This window comes from Blautia sp. OF03-15BH, assembly GCF_003463065.1.
GTDB lineage: Bacteria > Bacillota > Clostridia > Lachnospirales > Lachnospiraceae > Limivivens.
Genome location: NZ_QSCM01000001.1, coordinates 184,022 through 200,401, shown reverse-complemented (window position 1 = coordinate 200,401; position 16,380 = coordinate 184,022). Strand labels below are relative to the sequence as shown.

General features: G+C 38.4%; 11 protein-coding genes. 8 read left to right on the top strand and 3 right to left on the bottom strand.

The window, feature by feature from the left end:
- Positions 1-379 precede the first annotated feature (379 nt).
- The 7 genes from DXA57_RS17405 (at position 380) to DXA57_RS00930 (ending at position 3,235) form a co-directional block, all read left to right on the top strand.
- Complete coding sequence (locus tag DXA57_RS17405; RefSeq protein ID WP_243005673.1) at positions 380-541, top strand: hypothetical protein; 162 nt, start codon at positions 380-382, stop codon at positions 539-541.
- Complete coding sequence (locus DXA57_RS17400; protein WP_243005672.1) at positions 525-776, top strand: hypothetical protein; 252 nt, start codon at positions 525-527, stop codon at positions 774-776. Before DXA57_RS17405 ends, DXA57_RS17400 begins: the two co-directional genes overlap by 17 nt.
- 87 nt (positions 777-863) lie before the next feature.
- A complete protein-coding gene (locus tag DXA57_RS00950) occupies positions 864-1,334 on the top strand; it encodes an LURP-one-related/scramblase family protein (protein ID WP_117764036.1) in 471 nt (156 codons plus the stop codon).
- Positions 1,335-1,628, top strand: a complete 294-nt coding sequence (locus DXA57_RS00945; RefSeq protein WP_243005671.1) for an ATP-binding protein — start codon at positions 1,335-1,337, stop codon at positions 1,626-1,628.
- A gap of 334 nt (positions 1,629-1,962) precedes the next feature.
- On the top strand, positions 1,963-2,373 hold the full coding sequence (locus DXA57_RS00940) for a peptide deformylase (protein ID WP_117764035.1): 411 nt from the start codon (positions 1,963-1,965) through the stop codon (positions 2,371-2,373).
- 27 nt (positions 2,374-2,400) lie between these two features.
- Positions 2,401-2,796: a VOC family protein gene (locus DXA57_RS00935; protein WP_117764034.1), complete on the top strand. Its 396-nt coding sequence runs from the start codon at positions 2,401-2,403 to the stop codon at positions 2,794-2,796.
- Positions 2,780-3,235, top strand: coding sequence for a YaiI/YqxD family protein (locus DXA57_RS00930; RefSeq protein WP_117764033.1), 456 nt, complete (start codon positions 2,780-2,782; stop codon positions 3,233-3,235). Before DXA57_RS00935 ends, DXA57_RS00930 begins: the two co-directional genes overlap by 17 nt.
- Positions 3,236-3,658: 423 nt before the next feature.
- On the opposite strand, the gene DXA57_RS00925 is transcribed toward DXA57_RS00930, so the two are convergent.
- The 3 genes from DXA57_RS00925 to DXA57_RS00915 form a co-directional block, all read right to left on the bottom strand.
- On the bottom strand, positions 3,659-7,738 hold the full coding sequence (locus DXA57_RS00925) for an Eco57I restriction-modification methylase domain-containing protein (RefSeq protein WP_117764032.1): 4,080 nt from the start codon (positions 7,736-7,738) through the stop codon (positions 3,659-3,661).
- A 1-nt stretch (position 7,739) separates the two neighbouring features.
- Positions 7,740-8,693 carry a restriction endonuclease subunit M gene (locus DXA57_RS00920; protein ID WP_199612643.1) on the bottom strand — a complete coding sequence of 318 codons (954 nt, stop codon included), beginning with the start codon at positions 8,691-8,693 and terminating at the stop codon, positions 7,740-7,742.
- A gap of 213 nt (positions 8,694-8,906) precedes the next feature.
- A complete protein-coding gene (locus DXA57_RS00915; RefSeq protein WP_117764031.1) occupies positions 8,907-10,010 on the bottom strand; it encodes a hypothetical protein in 1,104 nt (367 codons plus the stop codon).
- Between the two features lie 169 nt (positions 10,011-10,179).
- On the opposite strand from DXA57_RS00915, the gene DXA57_RS00910 reads away from it, so the two are divergent.
- Positions 10,180-16,368 carry a SpaA isopeptide-forming pilin-related protein gene (locus DXA57_RS00910; protein ID WP_330423167.1) on the top strand — a complete coding sequence of 2,063 codons (6,189 nt, stop codon included), beginning with the start codon at positions 10,180-10,182 and terminating at the stop codon, positions 16,366-16,368.
- The last annotated feature ends 12 nt before the right edge of the window (positions 16,369-16,380 follow it).

The window sequence follows — 16,380 nt, the reverse complement described above, 5'->3', positions numbered from 1 at the left end:
CCGTGACCTGGGCAAAAAATGCCATACAGGAGCATTCCTTTGCTTATTTTTAGTACCCGAAAATGCATATCCGACGTTGTAGAATCGGAGTGTTTCTACAAGCAGAAGATGTCATAGATGAAATGGGAAATTTTTAAACAAAGGGAGACAAAACAATGAAAAATGTATTGATAATTTCAAGCTCACCAAGAAAAAAAGGAAATTCACAAATTTTGTGTGAGCAGGTAAAGCGGACATTCGCAATCCGCTTCGCTACTTGCTCATGAACGCAGTCGCTTCGCGATCTGTCAGTGGGAGCTTTCAACTCCCACTGACATAAGCATCCCCCCTCACCCGCCGATTAGTGCTCCGCACACTTGAAGCGGGGGAATGCTTATCTGTGTTCAAAAAAGGTGCAGAAGCAAAAGGACATCAGGTGGAAATCGTACGTATCATGGAGAAGAATATAGGCTTTTGCAGAGCCTGTGACGGCTGTATGAGAAATGGCGGCATCTGTGTATTAAAAGATGATATGGCTGGCCCAGATGAAGACTTTTATTGACCGTACTTATCCAATCTGGCAGCATCTTGGTAAAAAAGAGGTTTACTATATTATATCGGCTGGTCTGGGTGAGGACATTATTGAAAGATCCCTTGGTGATCTGAATGGTTTTGTAGAGCATCTGGAAGAATACAGGATTGCAGGAAAGCTATATGCAGCAAACGTGATGGATGCTGGATTGGTCAAGAACCAAAGTATTTTCCAAAAAGCCTACGATATGGGATATTCTATTTAAAGTATTCACAAGTGAAGCAGATATATTAGGGAATAATATAAGAAAATTGCAAAGATGATAAATAGTCGAAGAGAGAGGTGAAAAGTTATGAAGCTATTGTTTAAACAAAGGTTGTTTTCATGGTTTGACAGCTATGATATTTATGATGAAGCCGGCAACACTGTTTATATAGTAAAAGGCCAGCTGTCCTGGGGACATAAACTTGTAATTTATGATGCCTATGGAAATGAAGTAGGAATGGTTGTTCAGAAAGTTCTTACTTTTCTTCCAAAATTTGAGATTTATAAAAGCGGCAGTTATATCGGACGCCTGAGCAAAGAGTTCTCATTCCTGACACCACATTATAATATTGACTACAATGGATGGCATATTGATGGAACCATTATGGAATGGGATTATACCATTCTTGATCGAAACAGTTATTCAATTGCACGGGTTAGTAAAGAACTGTTTCATATGACGGATACATATGTTATTGATGTACAGGATCCGGGAAATGCATTGGATGCTCTGATGTTTGTACTTGCGATTGATGCAGAAAAATGTTCCAGGAATTAAATGGTTGATCCTGTTGACGAAATGGCAGATACTACTCTCAGCAGATCACTTGGCATCCGGATGGATGCCTTAATGGCAAGTTCAAATACTTTTTTGAAAACAGTCAGTGCCTTTTCGAATTACAATGGTGGAGCAATTCTTTTTGGTGTTGATGATGATGGAAATGTGAAAGGATTGCCAGATGTAAAGCAGGCTTGTCTGGATATCGAAAATAAAATCAATGATAGTATATCACCTAACCAGACTATATGCTTGAAACACAGAATAATGACCAGACGAAAAAACTCACTGTAAAAAGTGATCTTCAGAAGCCGTATTTATACCAATCGAACGCATACAAACGAAATGATACAGCAACGATAGAAGTGGATAAAGAATGGAATAATCGTTGAAAAAAGAACCGTGTCCGACTTTGCACGTAAACCGGCAGATACCTATAGACGGTTGCAAGGAGCAACTGATCATTTAAAAGGAAAATCTGAATTTTGGTTGTGAAGAACGATCGGATGATGCACCAGTCATGGTAATAGTGACTCTTGTGGATTTATCAGGAAAAAAGTGAATGAAGGAGACGAAGTTTGTCTCGATATAAATAATAAATTGGAAAAAAGCTACAGGGAGAAAATAAATGGTAAAACAAATCGTAAGAGACGTTTTCTTTTTGGGACAACTATCTGAACCAGCCACGAAAGCAGATATCCAGGTTGGAAGGGATTTGCAGGATACGTTGCAAGCAAACCGGGAACGGTGCGTTGGCATGGCTGCGAATATGATTGGTGTAAAGAAGAATATCATCATTGTGAATATGGGATTCATAGATGTTGTGATGTTTAATCCGGTGATCGTTTCAAAGCATGACATGTATGAGACAGAAGAAGGTTGTCTGTCCCTGGACGGTGTTCGTAAGACGACCAGATACCAGAAAATAGAAGTGGAGTATTATGACTTCAACTGGAAAAAACAGCGTCAGAAACTGTCCGGATGGACGGCGCAGATCTGTCAGCATGAAATTGATCATTTGTCCGGAAAGATTATTTAACCGCATGCGGATTGCGAGGTGACGGATATGCTGAAAAATGTATTGATCGTGGTGAACAATATAGAAAAATCCATAGAGTTTTATAGGGACTTATTTGAACTGCAAGTGATTCTTAAAAATGAAGGTAATGTGATCTTATCGGAGGGTCTTGTTTTGCAGGATGCTGATGTATGGAGGAAGACGCTGGATGGGACTTCCACGCCATTCAATAACAGGATGGAACTGTATTTCGAGGAATTTGATATAGATGGATTGCTTGCAACATATGAATCCGGTAAGTATTTCGTCCGATATGCCACAGAATTGACAGAACTTGCAGGTGGACAGAAGCTTGTAAGGCTGTATGATCCGAGTGGTAATCTCATTGAGGTTCGCAGTCCGTTCAGGTGTAATGAAAGGAAAGAATATGCAGATTTTTGTTGATGCAGATGCCTGTCCGGTAGTTGGCATTGTTGAAAAAGTTGCAAAAGAGCACAGTGTTCCAGTAACGTTATTGTGTGATACAAATCATGTGTTGTCTTCTGATTACAGTGAGGTGATTGTAGTTGGAGCCGGCTCAGATGCAGTGGATTATAAATTGATCAGTATTTGTCATAAAGGCGATATTGTTGTATCACAGGATTATGGAGTGGCGGCAATGGCTCTTGGAAAAGGTGCGTATGCGATCCATCAATCCGGAAGATGGTATACCAATGAGAATATTGACCAGATGCTTATGGAACGGCATCTGAATAAGAAGGCACGAAGGGCATCCGGAAAGAATCATTTAAAAGGACCAAGAAAACGGACATCGGAGGATGATGAGCATTTCAGAGAATCCTTCGAGAAAATGATACATATGGCAATGGATATGGAGAAGTGATTAGAAATGGAAAAATGAAAGTAAAAAGCCGTCTTTTAGATCAGATTGGTACCAGTTTACAGTTGTGATACTTAATTCTGCTCTGATTTGCCACAATCTGTAATTTTAGAGCAAACTACATGAATCCCGAAAACTCTTGCAAAACAGGGCATTCCCGGGCGAAATGAGGAGAAACAAAACTATGATAAAAGTACTTTTCATCTGCCACGGCACTCCAGTTTTATGATAATGCATACCTTCGCAGACTGGGGCAACACAGGGCAGAATAAGGCAGAGGGAAAGGGCGATACTACCGACCTTACTACTGACGGAGCAAGGATGAATGCTTAAGTGAATAGAGAGGGTAAAAGGTAAACACCATTTTGCGATTACGGTAAAAGCCACAATCGTTGATAGTAGGACTACCGGGATTGTGGCTTTTTTCTACATCGATTTGATGCTTGATTCTATGTAATTTCTTTCTTGTTGTGTTAGTGAATATTTCTTGTAAAGCTTTTCATCAGTCCATTCCTCGTTGAAATCTTGAAGAGGAACAAATCGGTATGTTTTACTTGTTCCGTGTTGACTGATTTTTGCAAGACTTAGAAGAAAACGTGCAAATTTAGTTCTAAGATAATTTGATAGGTTTCTTGCTGATTGTTGAGTTAGATTTAATTCAGCTCCTACGCATAAAAATGTTTCTGTGCAGATTTCTTGCGGTGCACCAACAAATGAATTCTGATTATCATCGTTTAATTCCGTACCTATGTTGTTTGATTCTGGAATAAATACTTTCCATTTATCAATCCATTCAATGTGTGAAGATACTTCCGTTTTCTCAACAAATCCAATATTGTTTGCACGTCCGTAACACTTGATTGGTTCGGTAAGTCCGTTCGGAGTTGGTCTAAATCGAGCATCAGAAATGAAAAAAGTACGGAAACCAAAAGCCTTTGCAGCTGATACATAATCTCGCAAAACAGGTGTAGTATTATCGGGTATTACTTTATCAAGAATACTAAGAGCCTTATTGTTTCGGAAGAAAATATCCAAATCACGTATTTTCAAATCTCTTATGTAAGATGTTTCAATTCCTGATCCCTCATGGGTTACTACTTTCATTTTTGAATGTGAATTATCGTATTGAGTATCCCATAACAAATAGCATATACCGCCTCGGTTATTGGTATCTGGGAAGTATTCTTCTGGATGTAAACAGTCGTGTAATTCTTTAATTGTTTTATCTGACAGCATCATTTCACGGAAATTATCAAGATTTTTTCCACCTGCATACCATTTGCTTGGAATTATTAGGGTTGAATATTCTGATGAAAAGTTTTTCGCCATATTAACGAAATATGGATATAATGGTCTTGCGCTTGCACCGGCGCCGCCGTCATCTTCTTGATATGGTGGATTACCAACAATTGCGTTAAATTTCAATGTTTCAACCTCCTTTGCATCGCATTCTAATGAAATATCTGCAAAACATTTATTTTGTGACAATATTTTTTGTATATGAGCATAATCTACATTTTGGGTATCATCAACAATACTTAATAAATCGTATGATGTAAACTGTTCTGCAATACATGAAATATCCATTCCTAGAATTGAATAAATCTTTCGTGTAAATTCATATGCTACGGACGAAGTTGGAACGGACAAAATCTTATCTTTGTAGAGATTTATGTCTATTCCAAGAGAAGTGCATTTGTTAAATATTACAATTGCAAATTCACCCATCTTGCTTGCGATATCCAATATGTGATGATTGTCTCTTGCTAATGATGAAAATGCTTCATCTGGAATTAGTTCAATCATTTTAGTTGCTACAGAAATAGGAGTAGTTATCTCAGATTCAGACAATTTACCGAATTTACCCATAGCAGTAATTGCTCTTTCCATAGCAGGAATGCTTTCGTCATGGGAAAGAGCATTTATGTTTTGTATTTTATAATCTAAAGCGGTCAGTATAAATGGATACATATGAGAAACCATTAGCTTTAAGATATTTATATCTATATCCAGATTTTTCATAATTCTTTTGCTATCCGATTCTGTAGAAATGTCTATAATGTCGGATAATGAAGTGACTTTTTTTTCTGTCAAATATGCAAAAAAGAGTATTCTGGAATAGTATGTTTTAAATTTGTTTCTTAAAATCTGAATCTGGTTTTCAATATCTGTTGTAGATGAAGCAGCAGTATCATCATTTCCACCATTTGAATTTGTTCCTGTAGTATTTGCATTACGATTGCCATCGTTTTCATCAGTATTGTCAAATCCTGTACCATTACCTTCGTGTGCTTCAGTCTTTAATCCACCTTTTGAACCAAGCTCAGCTTGACGTTCTATCTCTGATTTTATCTCATCAATATCAAATAGATTATCATCTACAGGAATGTCGTTTGCTTCATCTTTTACTCCACGACTGCTTGAATATTCGCTAACAACAGCCATAATATCCGTTGCTGATACTTGCTGGATTTTTCCCTTATTGATAGTAATGATAGGTGATATTTTAAGTTCAGATGCCATTCTGTCTCTAAGATGATGATTTCCTGAACTATCAGTATTCACATTGTAAATTAAAGATTTTTGTTCTTGCATTATGAACATTCTATGAGGATCGAAGTCTACTAATAATGTTTGTGGCTTCATATTAAACTTAATGACTTTTCCTTCTTCATCTACATAAGATTGAACATATTGATTTTGTAATCTAAATACGGCTTGATCATATTCTTGAGGAGAGAAAGTGTCTTTGAGAAAAATCATTGTATCCCATTGCTCAACTGTACTTCCGGTAAGCATTCTGTTAACTGTAAGAGTTATAGTTTTTTGGTCAGACTTTTCACAATTTCTGATTTTATCTTTTATAGCTTGTACAGTTTTGTATGTTCGGGCACCGTCAACACCAGATATATTTATAATTTCATAATTACAAAGATTTTTAAATGAAGTCTTATTAGTAATAATCAATTCTTCTAATGCATCGCATGAAGCACAGTAAGGCAAAACTATAACCATGTGTCGACACATTTTTCCTTCATAAATTTTATCGTAGTCTAAAAAAGCAAAAATACTTTCATCGTCTTTGGAACCATCAATTGCTTCAAACAAGTCTAATACTTCTTTTTCGTGTATAAATTTTTTATGGTCTCCATCTGATGTTTTTTTTATTGACATAGGTTTTAATAATTCAGAAAGTGCATATGTAGAACCATTTTGTTTTAAACTATCCAAAATTCTTAGTGCAGACTCATTTGGTGTAAATGCAAATCGAATCATTTGTGGAAATCCAAAATAAGGATTATCCCATTCTTGATATTTGTCTTCGTCTTCTTCAATATATTTATCATCTTCATAGGAGATATGCTGCTTATCCCATAATTCTTGTTCTGCTACAATATCTGAAAACTGACAAAATGAAATAATATCTTCTTGAGAAAATTCACTTCCCATTAGTATTCTATATGGTGTTCCTGAAAGATGAAGCTTTATTCGTACATTTAATTCTTTTATTTGCTTATCAACAATGTTTGCATCTACAGAATCATCGCCATCATCAGATAGATTTAAGGAAATATCTTTGACCGTATTAGCTGTTTTTATTATTCGCCCGTAACTCTCGGCTCTGGCTCCATAGTGAGTTTCGTCGATTATTAGTAAATCAAGTTCATTTTCGAACACGCTTTTATGTTTAGTTTTAATTTCGGTGCCTTGCAAATCTTGAAGAGTCAAGAAAAGTACAATTCCTTTTTCTGAAGCTAATGTATCTGATACGATATTTTCATCTCTTAATAACTCTTCTGATGATAGAAAAACATAATCTTGATTAAAATTATCTGCGCTTTGCACAGTTTTTTTCCATTCTTCTCGAACGTCTGCTTTCGCAGATACGACTAAAACTTTTTTGAAATTTTTGGCTTTAGCGCAGCACATTGCAGTAAAAGATTTTCCAAATCTCATTACTGCATACATCAGTAAATTAGTTCTGCCATTATCTACAGCATTTATAAAATTATCAATTGCTTCCTGCTGATTGGGTCTAGGAGTCCAATATCCGGTTGAAGCATATGTATATGTTTCCGGTAGAGCAGTATTGGCATTATAGAATTGATATTTATTGTCATTATTCTTGTAGCTTGTTTGGATATCAATAATAGCTTCTTCAACATCAGCTTTGGTAGTATCCTTAAAAAATTCTTTAGAATAATAAGTGCCGGGAGGAAAATCAACCATATCCTCAATCAATAAACGATATTTCCCTTTTTCGTGAATGAGAAAATCATGCACAGCATAATCTCTAAAAAATATCTCGTCATCAATAGATGCAGGATTACTGTACACTTGTTGTAAATTTGGAAAGTGTTTTCTCCATTCGTTCAGTCTTACAGTGAGAGCTCTATAAGTATCACCAACTTTTAAATAGTTTGGGATTGTATTAGTTGTAAATGCATAAATATGAGGTTTAACTCGGCCTGTTATTAGTTCTGAAATAAGTTCTATATTTTCCAAATCAATCACCTTCCTTAAATAATTCTGAGTATGTGAGGGTTTCCTTTGAACGCCAATCTTTTATCTTACAAAGATTATTTTTCACTTCATCAGCAAATAGACTGGTTTGTTGATATTGAGGTAATTTTTTTTTGTAGGGAATAGAATATGTAAATGCATCCATTTGCCATATATTCCATGCAATAATATTGGCTATTTTCTTGAGCAATTTAACATCTGGAACACATTCAAATTTCATGTACATATTTTCAATAAATGTAAATAGTACATTTTCTCTAGCAATAATTAAACTATCTCCTTGAAATTCAAATCCATAAACGCTTTCGATACTACGTGTTGCCCATTTTATCCAATCCTCTAAACAAGAAGTATTTTCGGATACAATGCGTAGTTTTCGGTCAAGTATGCCTATTCTGTCTTGTACAGGAATAAAAGCACCTGTCTGCATATCATATCTACTTGTTATATATGGAGCTTCTCCGCAAGTGATTTCAAGACGTTTTAGGTCAATATAATCTTGCCATCTGTAAGGCTTTTTATCTGAAAATACGATTTTTCTTTTTATTGTTTTCCAACCAAAACGTGTTGTTTTATTAAAAATGTTGTTATGACCAAACCATGCATCATCAACAAGATTTAATTGCTTATTGCAAACATAAGCTGGTGTAAAAACTTCTGCTTTTCCTTTTGTACGTGATGTTTGTTTGTCTTTCTCTTTCAAAACACGTGGTTGAATAACATTTAGATTATCATAAGTGATTTGCTCCGGCATTATTTGACAATGTTCATCGTATAAGTTACCATACGAGAGATAGTCTTTTGTGGCCCACAGAATGTTTCTTTTGGAACTTTTGTCTGCTAATAATAAATCTAAAATCACGTGATTAAGCTCATAAATCTTTATTTCATCTATATCTGTTGAAAACATAGGTAATTCGATATTTGCTTTTGCCATATGTCCTCCTTTAGCCCCCATGGGGGAGTATTATCTCTGTGCCTTTTTGTCCTAAAGACAGATGCCCCCTCACACTCGTTTTTTCGCGAAATTGCATAGGGGGATTCCGGTGTCTTTTAAACATATTTTATATAATATCATAGCACATAATTGCATGTATCTGGCTGACATTAGATACAATAATCTATTTGCTTTTCCGCCAAATTATATAAATTAATGTGCTTTTTTCTTACTTTTTTGAGCCTTTTCAATGGCTTTTCGTTCACGGTAGGCCTTTTGCTTTCGGGCATTTCGAACTTTTTGGCATTCTTCGGCATCACAAAATTCCTGTCGGTTACTTTTTCGAATTATGAATTTACCACAGTTCCGGCAACGAATCATAATGCCTTCTGGACGATTATCCGATTTGCCTTTATCTTCTGGTGCAGGGTCTTCGGAAAGCATTCTTGCAAGTGTCAGCCATGCAATATCAAATACAGAATTAATATCGGTAGAAAATTCTAATCGGTTAGTGCGGAGATCTACCTTTAATTTCATGGTAAATTCCGGAATGATGTCAATAAGCGCATTCCGCAATTCATCGTAATCGTCATATGGTGTAATAGCAAATTCTCCGGTTGGAGGTTTTTTTGCCGGATGATTTTTAATGTACTCATTATCAATTCGCATTTCTTCTATGAGGTTTCCTTTTGCATCTCCATAATCTAAGTCATCCGGTATTGCAATGATAGGATGCTTATATTTATCAAAGAAAGAGTACCCCTCAAAGTATTTTCCTTCTTTGGATAAATCATATGCAGATTCGTCATCGGCAATACAGACACCTTCGAGAGCAACATAAAACATGACTGCATTATATAATTTTCCAAGATCATCTAGGAAGGTGTTAATCTCAAATGTTCCGTCTCTTTCTACCATTTCTGCATCGAAGCTATTTATATCAAATGATTCATTCAATTCAGAATAGATGAAATCAATAGTATATGGATGCATATTATTTGTACACCATTCCATGATGAGCTGTGTATATGGAATTTTATTATCAAAGCTGTTTATCTGCATTGCTAGATTGCAAAGGCTGGCAAGCAGTCCCTGCCCAGAAAGAAAATCTTCTTTAGGAAAGATGGGTTCATATCCGGGGCGGCAAAATGGTGTTGCGCAATAATCACCGCTTTTATCAATATCAAGTTCATATTTCTTGAAGCGGAAAGGATGGTAAATCAGTTGGCCGACACCACCGATCTCTTTAAATCCTAATATATCTGTTGTTTTATCTGCTTCTGATGGAATCGTTTCATCATTCCAGTTTAATGGCATATCATACCTCATTCCAATCGTTAATTCGTAACCGTTAGCGTTACCGTCAGTTTTTGGACTTCGGTTACATTATAGCTTAAAATATTCATGAAAACAATAAAAAGTTACACAAAATGATGTGACGGATTTGTACCTTGACAATTTCATTCCGTTCTCAATGAACAAGCCTTTGTTACTGCAGGGACTGGTAGGCGCCAAGAGCGGTAGCAGAGAAACGACCATTGAAGAGACGGACGCAACAAAATCTACGAAAGGAACAATATCTTATGGAAAAAACAACTATGAGTGTAAAGTCACATTTGAGGAAGCAAAGAATGATAAGAATGAGGATTTTACGACAGATCATGCGGACACTTACAAAGCGGTCTATTATGTGGAACCGGTAAATCAGGAGCATCCGAAGTACCAGATCAGCCGAAAGCTGATTGTGCGTGAGAAAGAAACAGAAGTGCAGACAGAAACTGCAGGGAGTGAAGCAGTAACCGAATCAGAAACAGCTGGCAGTGAACAGCAGACAGAGGAAACGGAGAATTCAGAAGCAGACTCGGAATTGCTTCCAACAGAGGAAGTGACGGAAAGCGAGATAGAAGAATTTGATTCTCAGGCAAGCGAACTATTACCGGATATGGAAGAAGATACTGAAAATACAACGGATTCGGAAACAGGTCTTACAGTATCGGATGCAATGGAGCAGGCGGAAGAGGAAGGAATTGATTTATACGCCATGGAAGCTGGTGAAACAGTCACTTTTATGGCAAAGACAAGTGCAAGAAGTGTACAGAAAGTATCTGTTACAAGAGGAACTCTGTATCGTTATGCGGATTATGGTTATGGTTCTTATCTTACCTATCAGTATACGGTTCAGTTTGGAAATGTATCTGCGACTGCTTACTGTGTACAGCCATCAAAACCGGGACCAGGAACAGGTAATTACACGATTAGTAAAGTCGGAGATGGAAAAACATTAGCTAAGGTATGTTATTACGGAACCAAGGCAGCAGGAGATGAAGGATTCTTTACAGAAGAGAATGGTTATGGAAATCTTAGTGCTGGAGCAAAATTCATTCTTGTTCATCTGGCGGCTTCTTATGCTAATGGAAGTGGCGACGCTTTTTCCGGAGCGAATAGTACAGCCAAGAATTTAGCAATGAAATTGTATAATTATTGTGTTTCACAGCCAGAAATACCGGATGTAGCAATGTCATTTTCTGATGGAGATGTAAAAGCTTATGTGGATGGCAATTCACAGAGAACCAAAGATATTACATTCAAAGCAGATAAGCTACAGACAATTACGATGAAGCTTCCGTCTGGTGTGAAACTTCATAATCTAAGCACAGGCACAACAAGTAAAGCTGGTGCAAGTGTAGAAATTTGCGGAGGAACAAAGTTTTATCTTTCTGCACCACTGACACAGGTGAGTGACGTGGCACAGAGCTGGTCTTCTACAATGAAGGGAAGTATTACAAAAGATTACTCTGCTTATAAAATCACCACCGGATCTGACACGCAGGATCTTGCGTTGGTATTTGGTGAAGGTGTGACAGATGAAAAATATATTGATTTCAAAGTGTCTTGGATTGAACAGGCTACGATCGAAATCGTAAAGAAAGACGATACAGCGGATGTCAATCTTGCAGGTGCAGTATTCGGTGTATACAGCGATGAGGCATGTACAAAGCTGATCACTCAGATGCCGGCAACAGATAAGAATGGAAAATCCTCTGTTACGATCATCAAGACACAGGATACCGTTTATCTGAAAGAGATCACAGCGCCACAGGGATATGTAGTAAATGCAACGGCAACAAATGTGAAACTGGTAGCAAGTAAGACCTCGGCTGTGACCGTGGAAAACAAGGAGCAGCTGGCAGAGCTTACCATTTACAAAGAAGGTCAGGTTCTTATCGGTGCAGAAGTCAGTGAGAGTGGAACCGTATTCCAGTATGAGAACCGCAGACAGAAAAATGCAGTATATAACGTGTATGCCGGAGCGGATATCGTAACTGCTTATGGCACAAAAGTGTACAGCAAAGGTGACTTGGTAAAAGAAAATCTGACAACAGGTGAGAATGGTTCTGTCACACTGAAAAACCTGCATCTTGGAACCTATGTGGTAAAAGAAGCAAAAGCACCGGACAATTTCTATAACGGCAGCGAAGAAAAGCCAGTGACTCTGACCTATGCCGGACAGAATAAAGAAGTTGTATTTGCAGATGTGACTTTTAACAACGAGAGACAGAAAGCAGATGTTTCCGTAGTAAAACAGGATAAAGACACCAAGAAACCACTGAATGGCGGTATTTTTGCTCTGTATGCATCCGATGATATTAGAAATGCAGACGGAACCGTTGTTGTGAAAAAAGGAACACTGATTGAGAAAGCAACTACTGGAGCAGATGGGAATGCAAAATTCACAGCGGATCTTCCGATTGGATATTCCTATTTTGTAAAAGAAGATCAGGCACCGGAAGGCTATGTAAGAAATACAGAAGATGTGTATACGTTCAAGTTTTCTTACACCAATGATAAAGAAGCAACCGTATCTTTTGCCCATACCTTCAGTAATGACCGTGTGACAGCAAAGATCAATTTATTCAAAGTTGATAAAGAAACAGGAAAAGCAGTACCGCAGGGAGATGCCACACTGAAAGGTGCAGTTTATGGTCTGTATGCCCGTGAAGATATTGTGCATCCGGACGGAGCAACCGGAACTATTTATAAAGCAGGAGAACAGATAGCATCTCTTACAACAGATGACAAAGGACAGGCTTCTGTAAATGGCTTGTATCTTGGCAAATATTATATCAAAGAGATTACACCTCCGACCGGATACCTGGCAGATACAGAAGAGCATGATCTTACGTGCAGTTATGAAGGAGATATGACAGCAGAAGTGAAAAGAGAGTGCACTTCCAGTGAGCAGGTCATCAAGCAGCCATTCCAGATTATTAAAGCAGCCAACAATGGAAAGACAGATGCAGATCTGTTATCCGGAGCTGGATTTACAGTTTATCTGAAATCTTCCCTTACAAAGAAAGCAGATGGCAGTTATGATTTTGATTCTGCAAAACCAGTAGTGAGTGGAGAAAAAGGAGCAACTGAGATTTTCACAGATGAAAAAGGGTATGCCTGCAGTATTCCATTACCATTTGGAAGCTATATCGTGCGTGAGACAACAACACCGCACAACTACAAGCCAGTCGATGATTTTGAAGTGAATATCACAGAGCATCATCCAAATGAGCCACAGATCTGGCGAGTGCTTCTGGATGAAGAGTTTAAGGCAAAACTGAAAATCGTGAAAAAAGACGATGAAACAAAGAAATCCGTCCTGATTGCAGGAACAGAATTTAAAGTGTACGACCTGGACAACAAGAAGTATGTGGAACAGGTAACAACTTACCCAGTGACAACAACCCATAAGTCCTATTTTACGGACAGCCAGGGATATCTGATCATGCCGAAGAATCTGAAGATCGGACATTACCGCATTGAGGAAGTCAACGCACCGGAAGGGTACACAATCAACAAGAACTATGTAGAGATTGCGGTGGATGCAAACACAGCATACCAGATGGATTCTGAGAGCGGAGATGCCATTATTACGGTAGATTACGAGAACCATCCGGTAAAAGGAAAGCTGACGATCTATAAAAAAGGTGAAATGCTGACCGGATTCAAAAAGGATTTTGTTTATGAAGAAAGATACCTTAAGGGTGCGGAATTTAATGTCTATGCAGCTGAAAATATCTATACACCGGATTATCAGAAAGATGAAAACGGAAACAGACAGCTGATCTATGCAAAAGATGCACTGGTAACAACGGTAACGACTGGAGAAGACGGAAAAGCAGTTGCAGAGAATCTGCCGCTTGGTTCTTACTATGTGGTAGAAAAGACTGCACCGGAAGGATTCGTACTGAACCATGACAGATCAGAAGTCGCATTTGTCTATGCCAATCAGGATACACCTGTGATCGAACAGGAAGTGACTGTTGGCGATGACCGACAGAAAGTTGCAATCCAGGTAGAAAAACAGGATGCAGAAAATGGTGCAACCGTAGCAGGAGCTGTCTTTGGTATCTATAACAAAGCGGATATCAAGGCAGATGGAAAAGCAATCGTGAAAGCAGACACACTCTTACAGGAAATGACTTCTGATAATGATGGTCTTGCGGCATGTACGCTGGATCTGCCACTTGGACAGTATTATGTGAAGGAGTTAAAGGCACCGGCGGGATTTGTATCCTCTGATGAAGTTCTGAATCTGGATGCTTCTTACCAGGGACAGGATGTGAAGACAGTAAAACTGAAAACTGTGAAAAAGAACCAGCCGACAACAGTAGAAATCACGAAATCTGATGTAACAACAGGTGTGGAGCTGGATGGGGCAAAACTCACCGTTCTTGATAAAGAAGGAAATGTTGTGGATCAGTGGACGTCTGTAAAAGATCAGCCACATGTGATCAAACGCCTGACAGTTGGAGAGGAATACACTCTTCGTGAGGAAATGGCACCTTATGGATATCTGAAAGCAACGGATGTGAAGTTCACTCTGGAAGATACCGCCGAGATTCAGAAAGTAGAGATGAAAGATGAAGTACCGACAGGACTTCTGATCATCAACAAAAATGGAGAGTTTTTGGATAAGATAACACTTTTGGATCATGTAAAAGGTACCGTGGAGCATCTTTTTGAGTATGTAACCGGAAGCCTTACAGATGTGACGTTCGATGTATTTGCTGCGGAAGATATCAAAGCGGCAGATGGTGTCAGTGAAGATTATTTCAAAGCAGATGAAAAAGTGGGAACCATTACTACAGATTCCAATGGTATTGCACAGATGGGAGATCTCCCGGCTGGAAAATACTATGTGAAGGAAGTAAAAACAGCCCATGGTTATGTGCTGGACAAAGAGCCGAGATATGTTGATCTTTCTTACCGTGATCAGGACACACCAGTCATCACTTATGATGAGAAATGGCAGAATGCCCGTCAGAAAGTAAAGATTACGGTTCTGAAGAAAGAAAAGGATACAGAACGTGTCCTTGCAGGTGGTGTCTTCGGTCTTTATACCAGTGAAAATATCAAAAATGCAAAGGGCGAGGTACTTCTTGAGAAAGACAGTCTGATTGAGCAGCGGGTAACGGATGAAAAAGGACAGATCACTTTTACGGCAGATCTTCCGGTAGACGGAAAATACTATGTGAAAGAGATCTTTGCACCAGACGGATTTGTTACAACAGATGAAGTACAGGAATTTACCTTTGAATATGCTGGAGAAGACCAGGCAGAAGTAAGCTACGACTTTACTTTTGAAAATCAGCCAACCACAGTAGAGCTGACCAAAACAGACCTGACAACAGGCAAAGAACTTCCAGGTGCACACCTGAAAGTAACGGATTCAGATGGCAATACAGTAGATGAATGGACTTCTACGGAAGAATCCCATGTGATCAAAGAACTGGTTGTTGGTAAGGAATACACCATGACAGAGACAAAACCGGCAGATGGATATGTCACTGCAGAAAGTATTACTTTCACAGTAGAGAATACAGCAGAGGTTCAGAAGCATGAGATGAAAGATGATGTGACAAAAGTGCAGATCAGTAAGACGGATATCACAGGAGAAACTGAGATTCCGGGTGCGAAACTGACAATTCTCGATAAGGATGATCAGGTAGTAGAGAGCTGGATTTCCACAGAGGAAGCACACTATATTGAAAAACTGCCAATCGGTAAATACACCTTACGTGAAGAGCAGGCACCGAAAGGATATCTTCTGACAGCCGATGTGACATTTGAGGTGAAAGATACCGGAGAAATCCAGAAAGTGGCTATGAAAGATGATACTGCCAAGGGAAAAGTGATTCTCAATAAGACAGATAAATCGTCAGGAGAACCACTGAAAGGGGTAGAATTTGAACTCCGTGACAGCAAAGGAAAAGTTCTGGAAACTTTAAAGACAGATGCTGCCGGTCATGCAGAAAGTAAGCTGTATGAGATTGCCACATTTAAGAACGGCAAATATGATACAGCGATCAAGTATTATCTGGTGGAAACAAAGACACTGGATGGATACACACTGGATCAAACCAAGCATGAAGTGACATTTGCTTATGCAGATGACAGTACACCGGTTGTAGAAGTTACCTTTAATCTGACAAATGAGAAGCCGGAAGTTCCAGAAACACCGAACACACCGGATACACCACAGTCCCATGAAGAGACGAAGGTATCAAACGCACCAAAAACAGGTGACAGCACAAATATCTGGCTGCCGATCCTGCTTCTGATAATCTCCACAGGAGGTATGGCAGGACTTTATATCAGCAGAAAAAGGAAAAACAAATAAGGAAACTAAAAC

Excerpts from the sequence above, each read along its gene's own strand:
- DXA57_RS00950 (WP_117764036.1), top strand. The coding sequence starts at position 864 with ATGAAGCTATTGTTTAAACAAAGGTTGTTTTCATGGTTTGACAGCTAT.
- DXA57_RS00945 (WP_243005671.1), top strand. The coding sequence starts at position 1,335 with ATGGTTGATCCTGTTGACGAAATGGCAGATACTACTCTCAGCAGATCA.
- DXA57_RS00935 (WP_117764034.1), top strand. The coding sequence starts at position 2,401 with ATGCTGAAAAATGTATTGATCGTGGTGAACAATATAGAAAAATCCATA.
- DXA57_RS00940 (WP_117764035.1), top strand. The coding sequence starts at position 1,963 with ATGGTAAAACAAATCGTAAGAGACGTTTTCTTTTTGGGACAACTATCT.
- DXA57_RS00930 (WP_117764033.1), top strand. The coding sequence starts at position 2,780 with ATGCAGATTTTTGTTGATGCAGATGCCTGTCCGGTAGTTGGCATTGTT.
- DXA57_RS17400 (WP_243005672.1), top strand. The coding sequence starts at position 525 with ATGAAGACTTTTATTGACCGTACTTATCCAATCTGGCAGCATCTTGGT.
- DXA57_RS00920 (WP_199612643.1), bottom strand. The coding sequence starts at position 8,693 with ATGGCAAAAGCAAATATCGAATTACCTATGTTTTCAACAGATATAGAT.
- DXA57_RS00915 (WP_117764031.1), bottom strand. The coding sequence starts at position 10,010 with ATGCCATTAAACTGGAATGATGAAACGATTCCATCAGAAGCAGATAAA.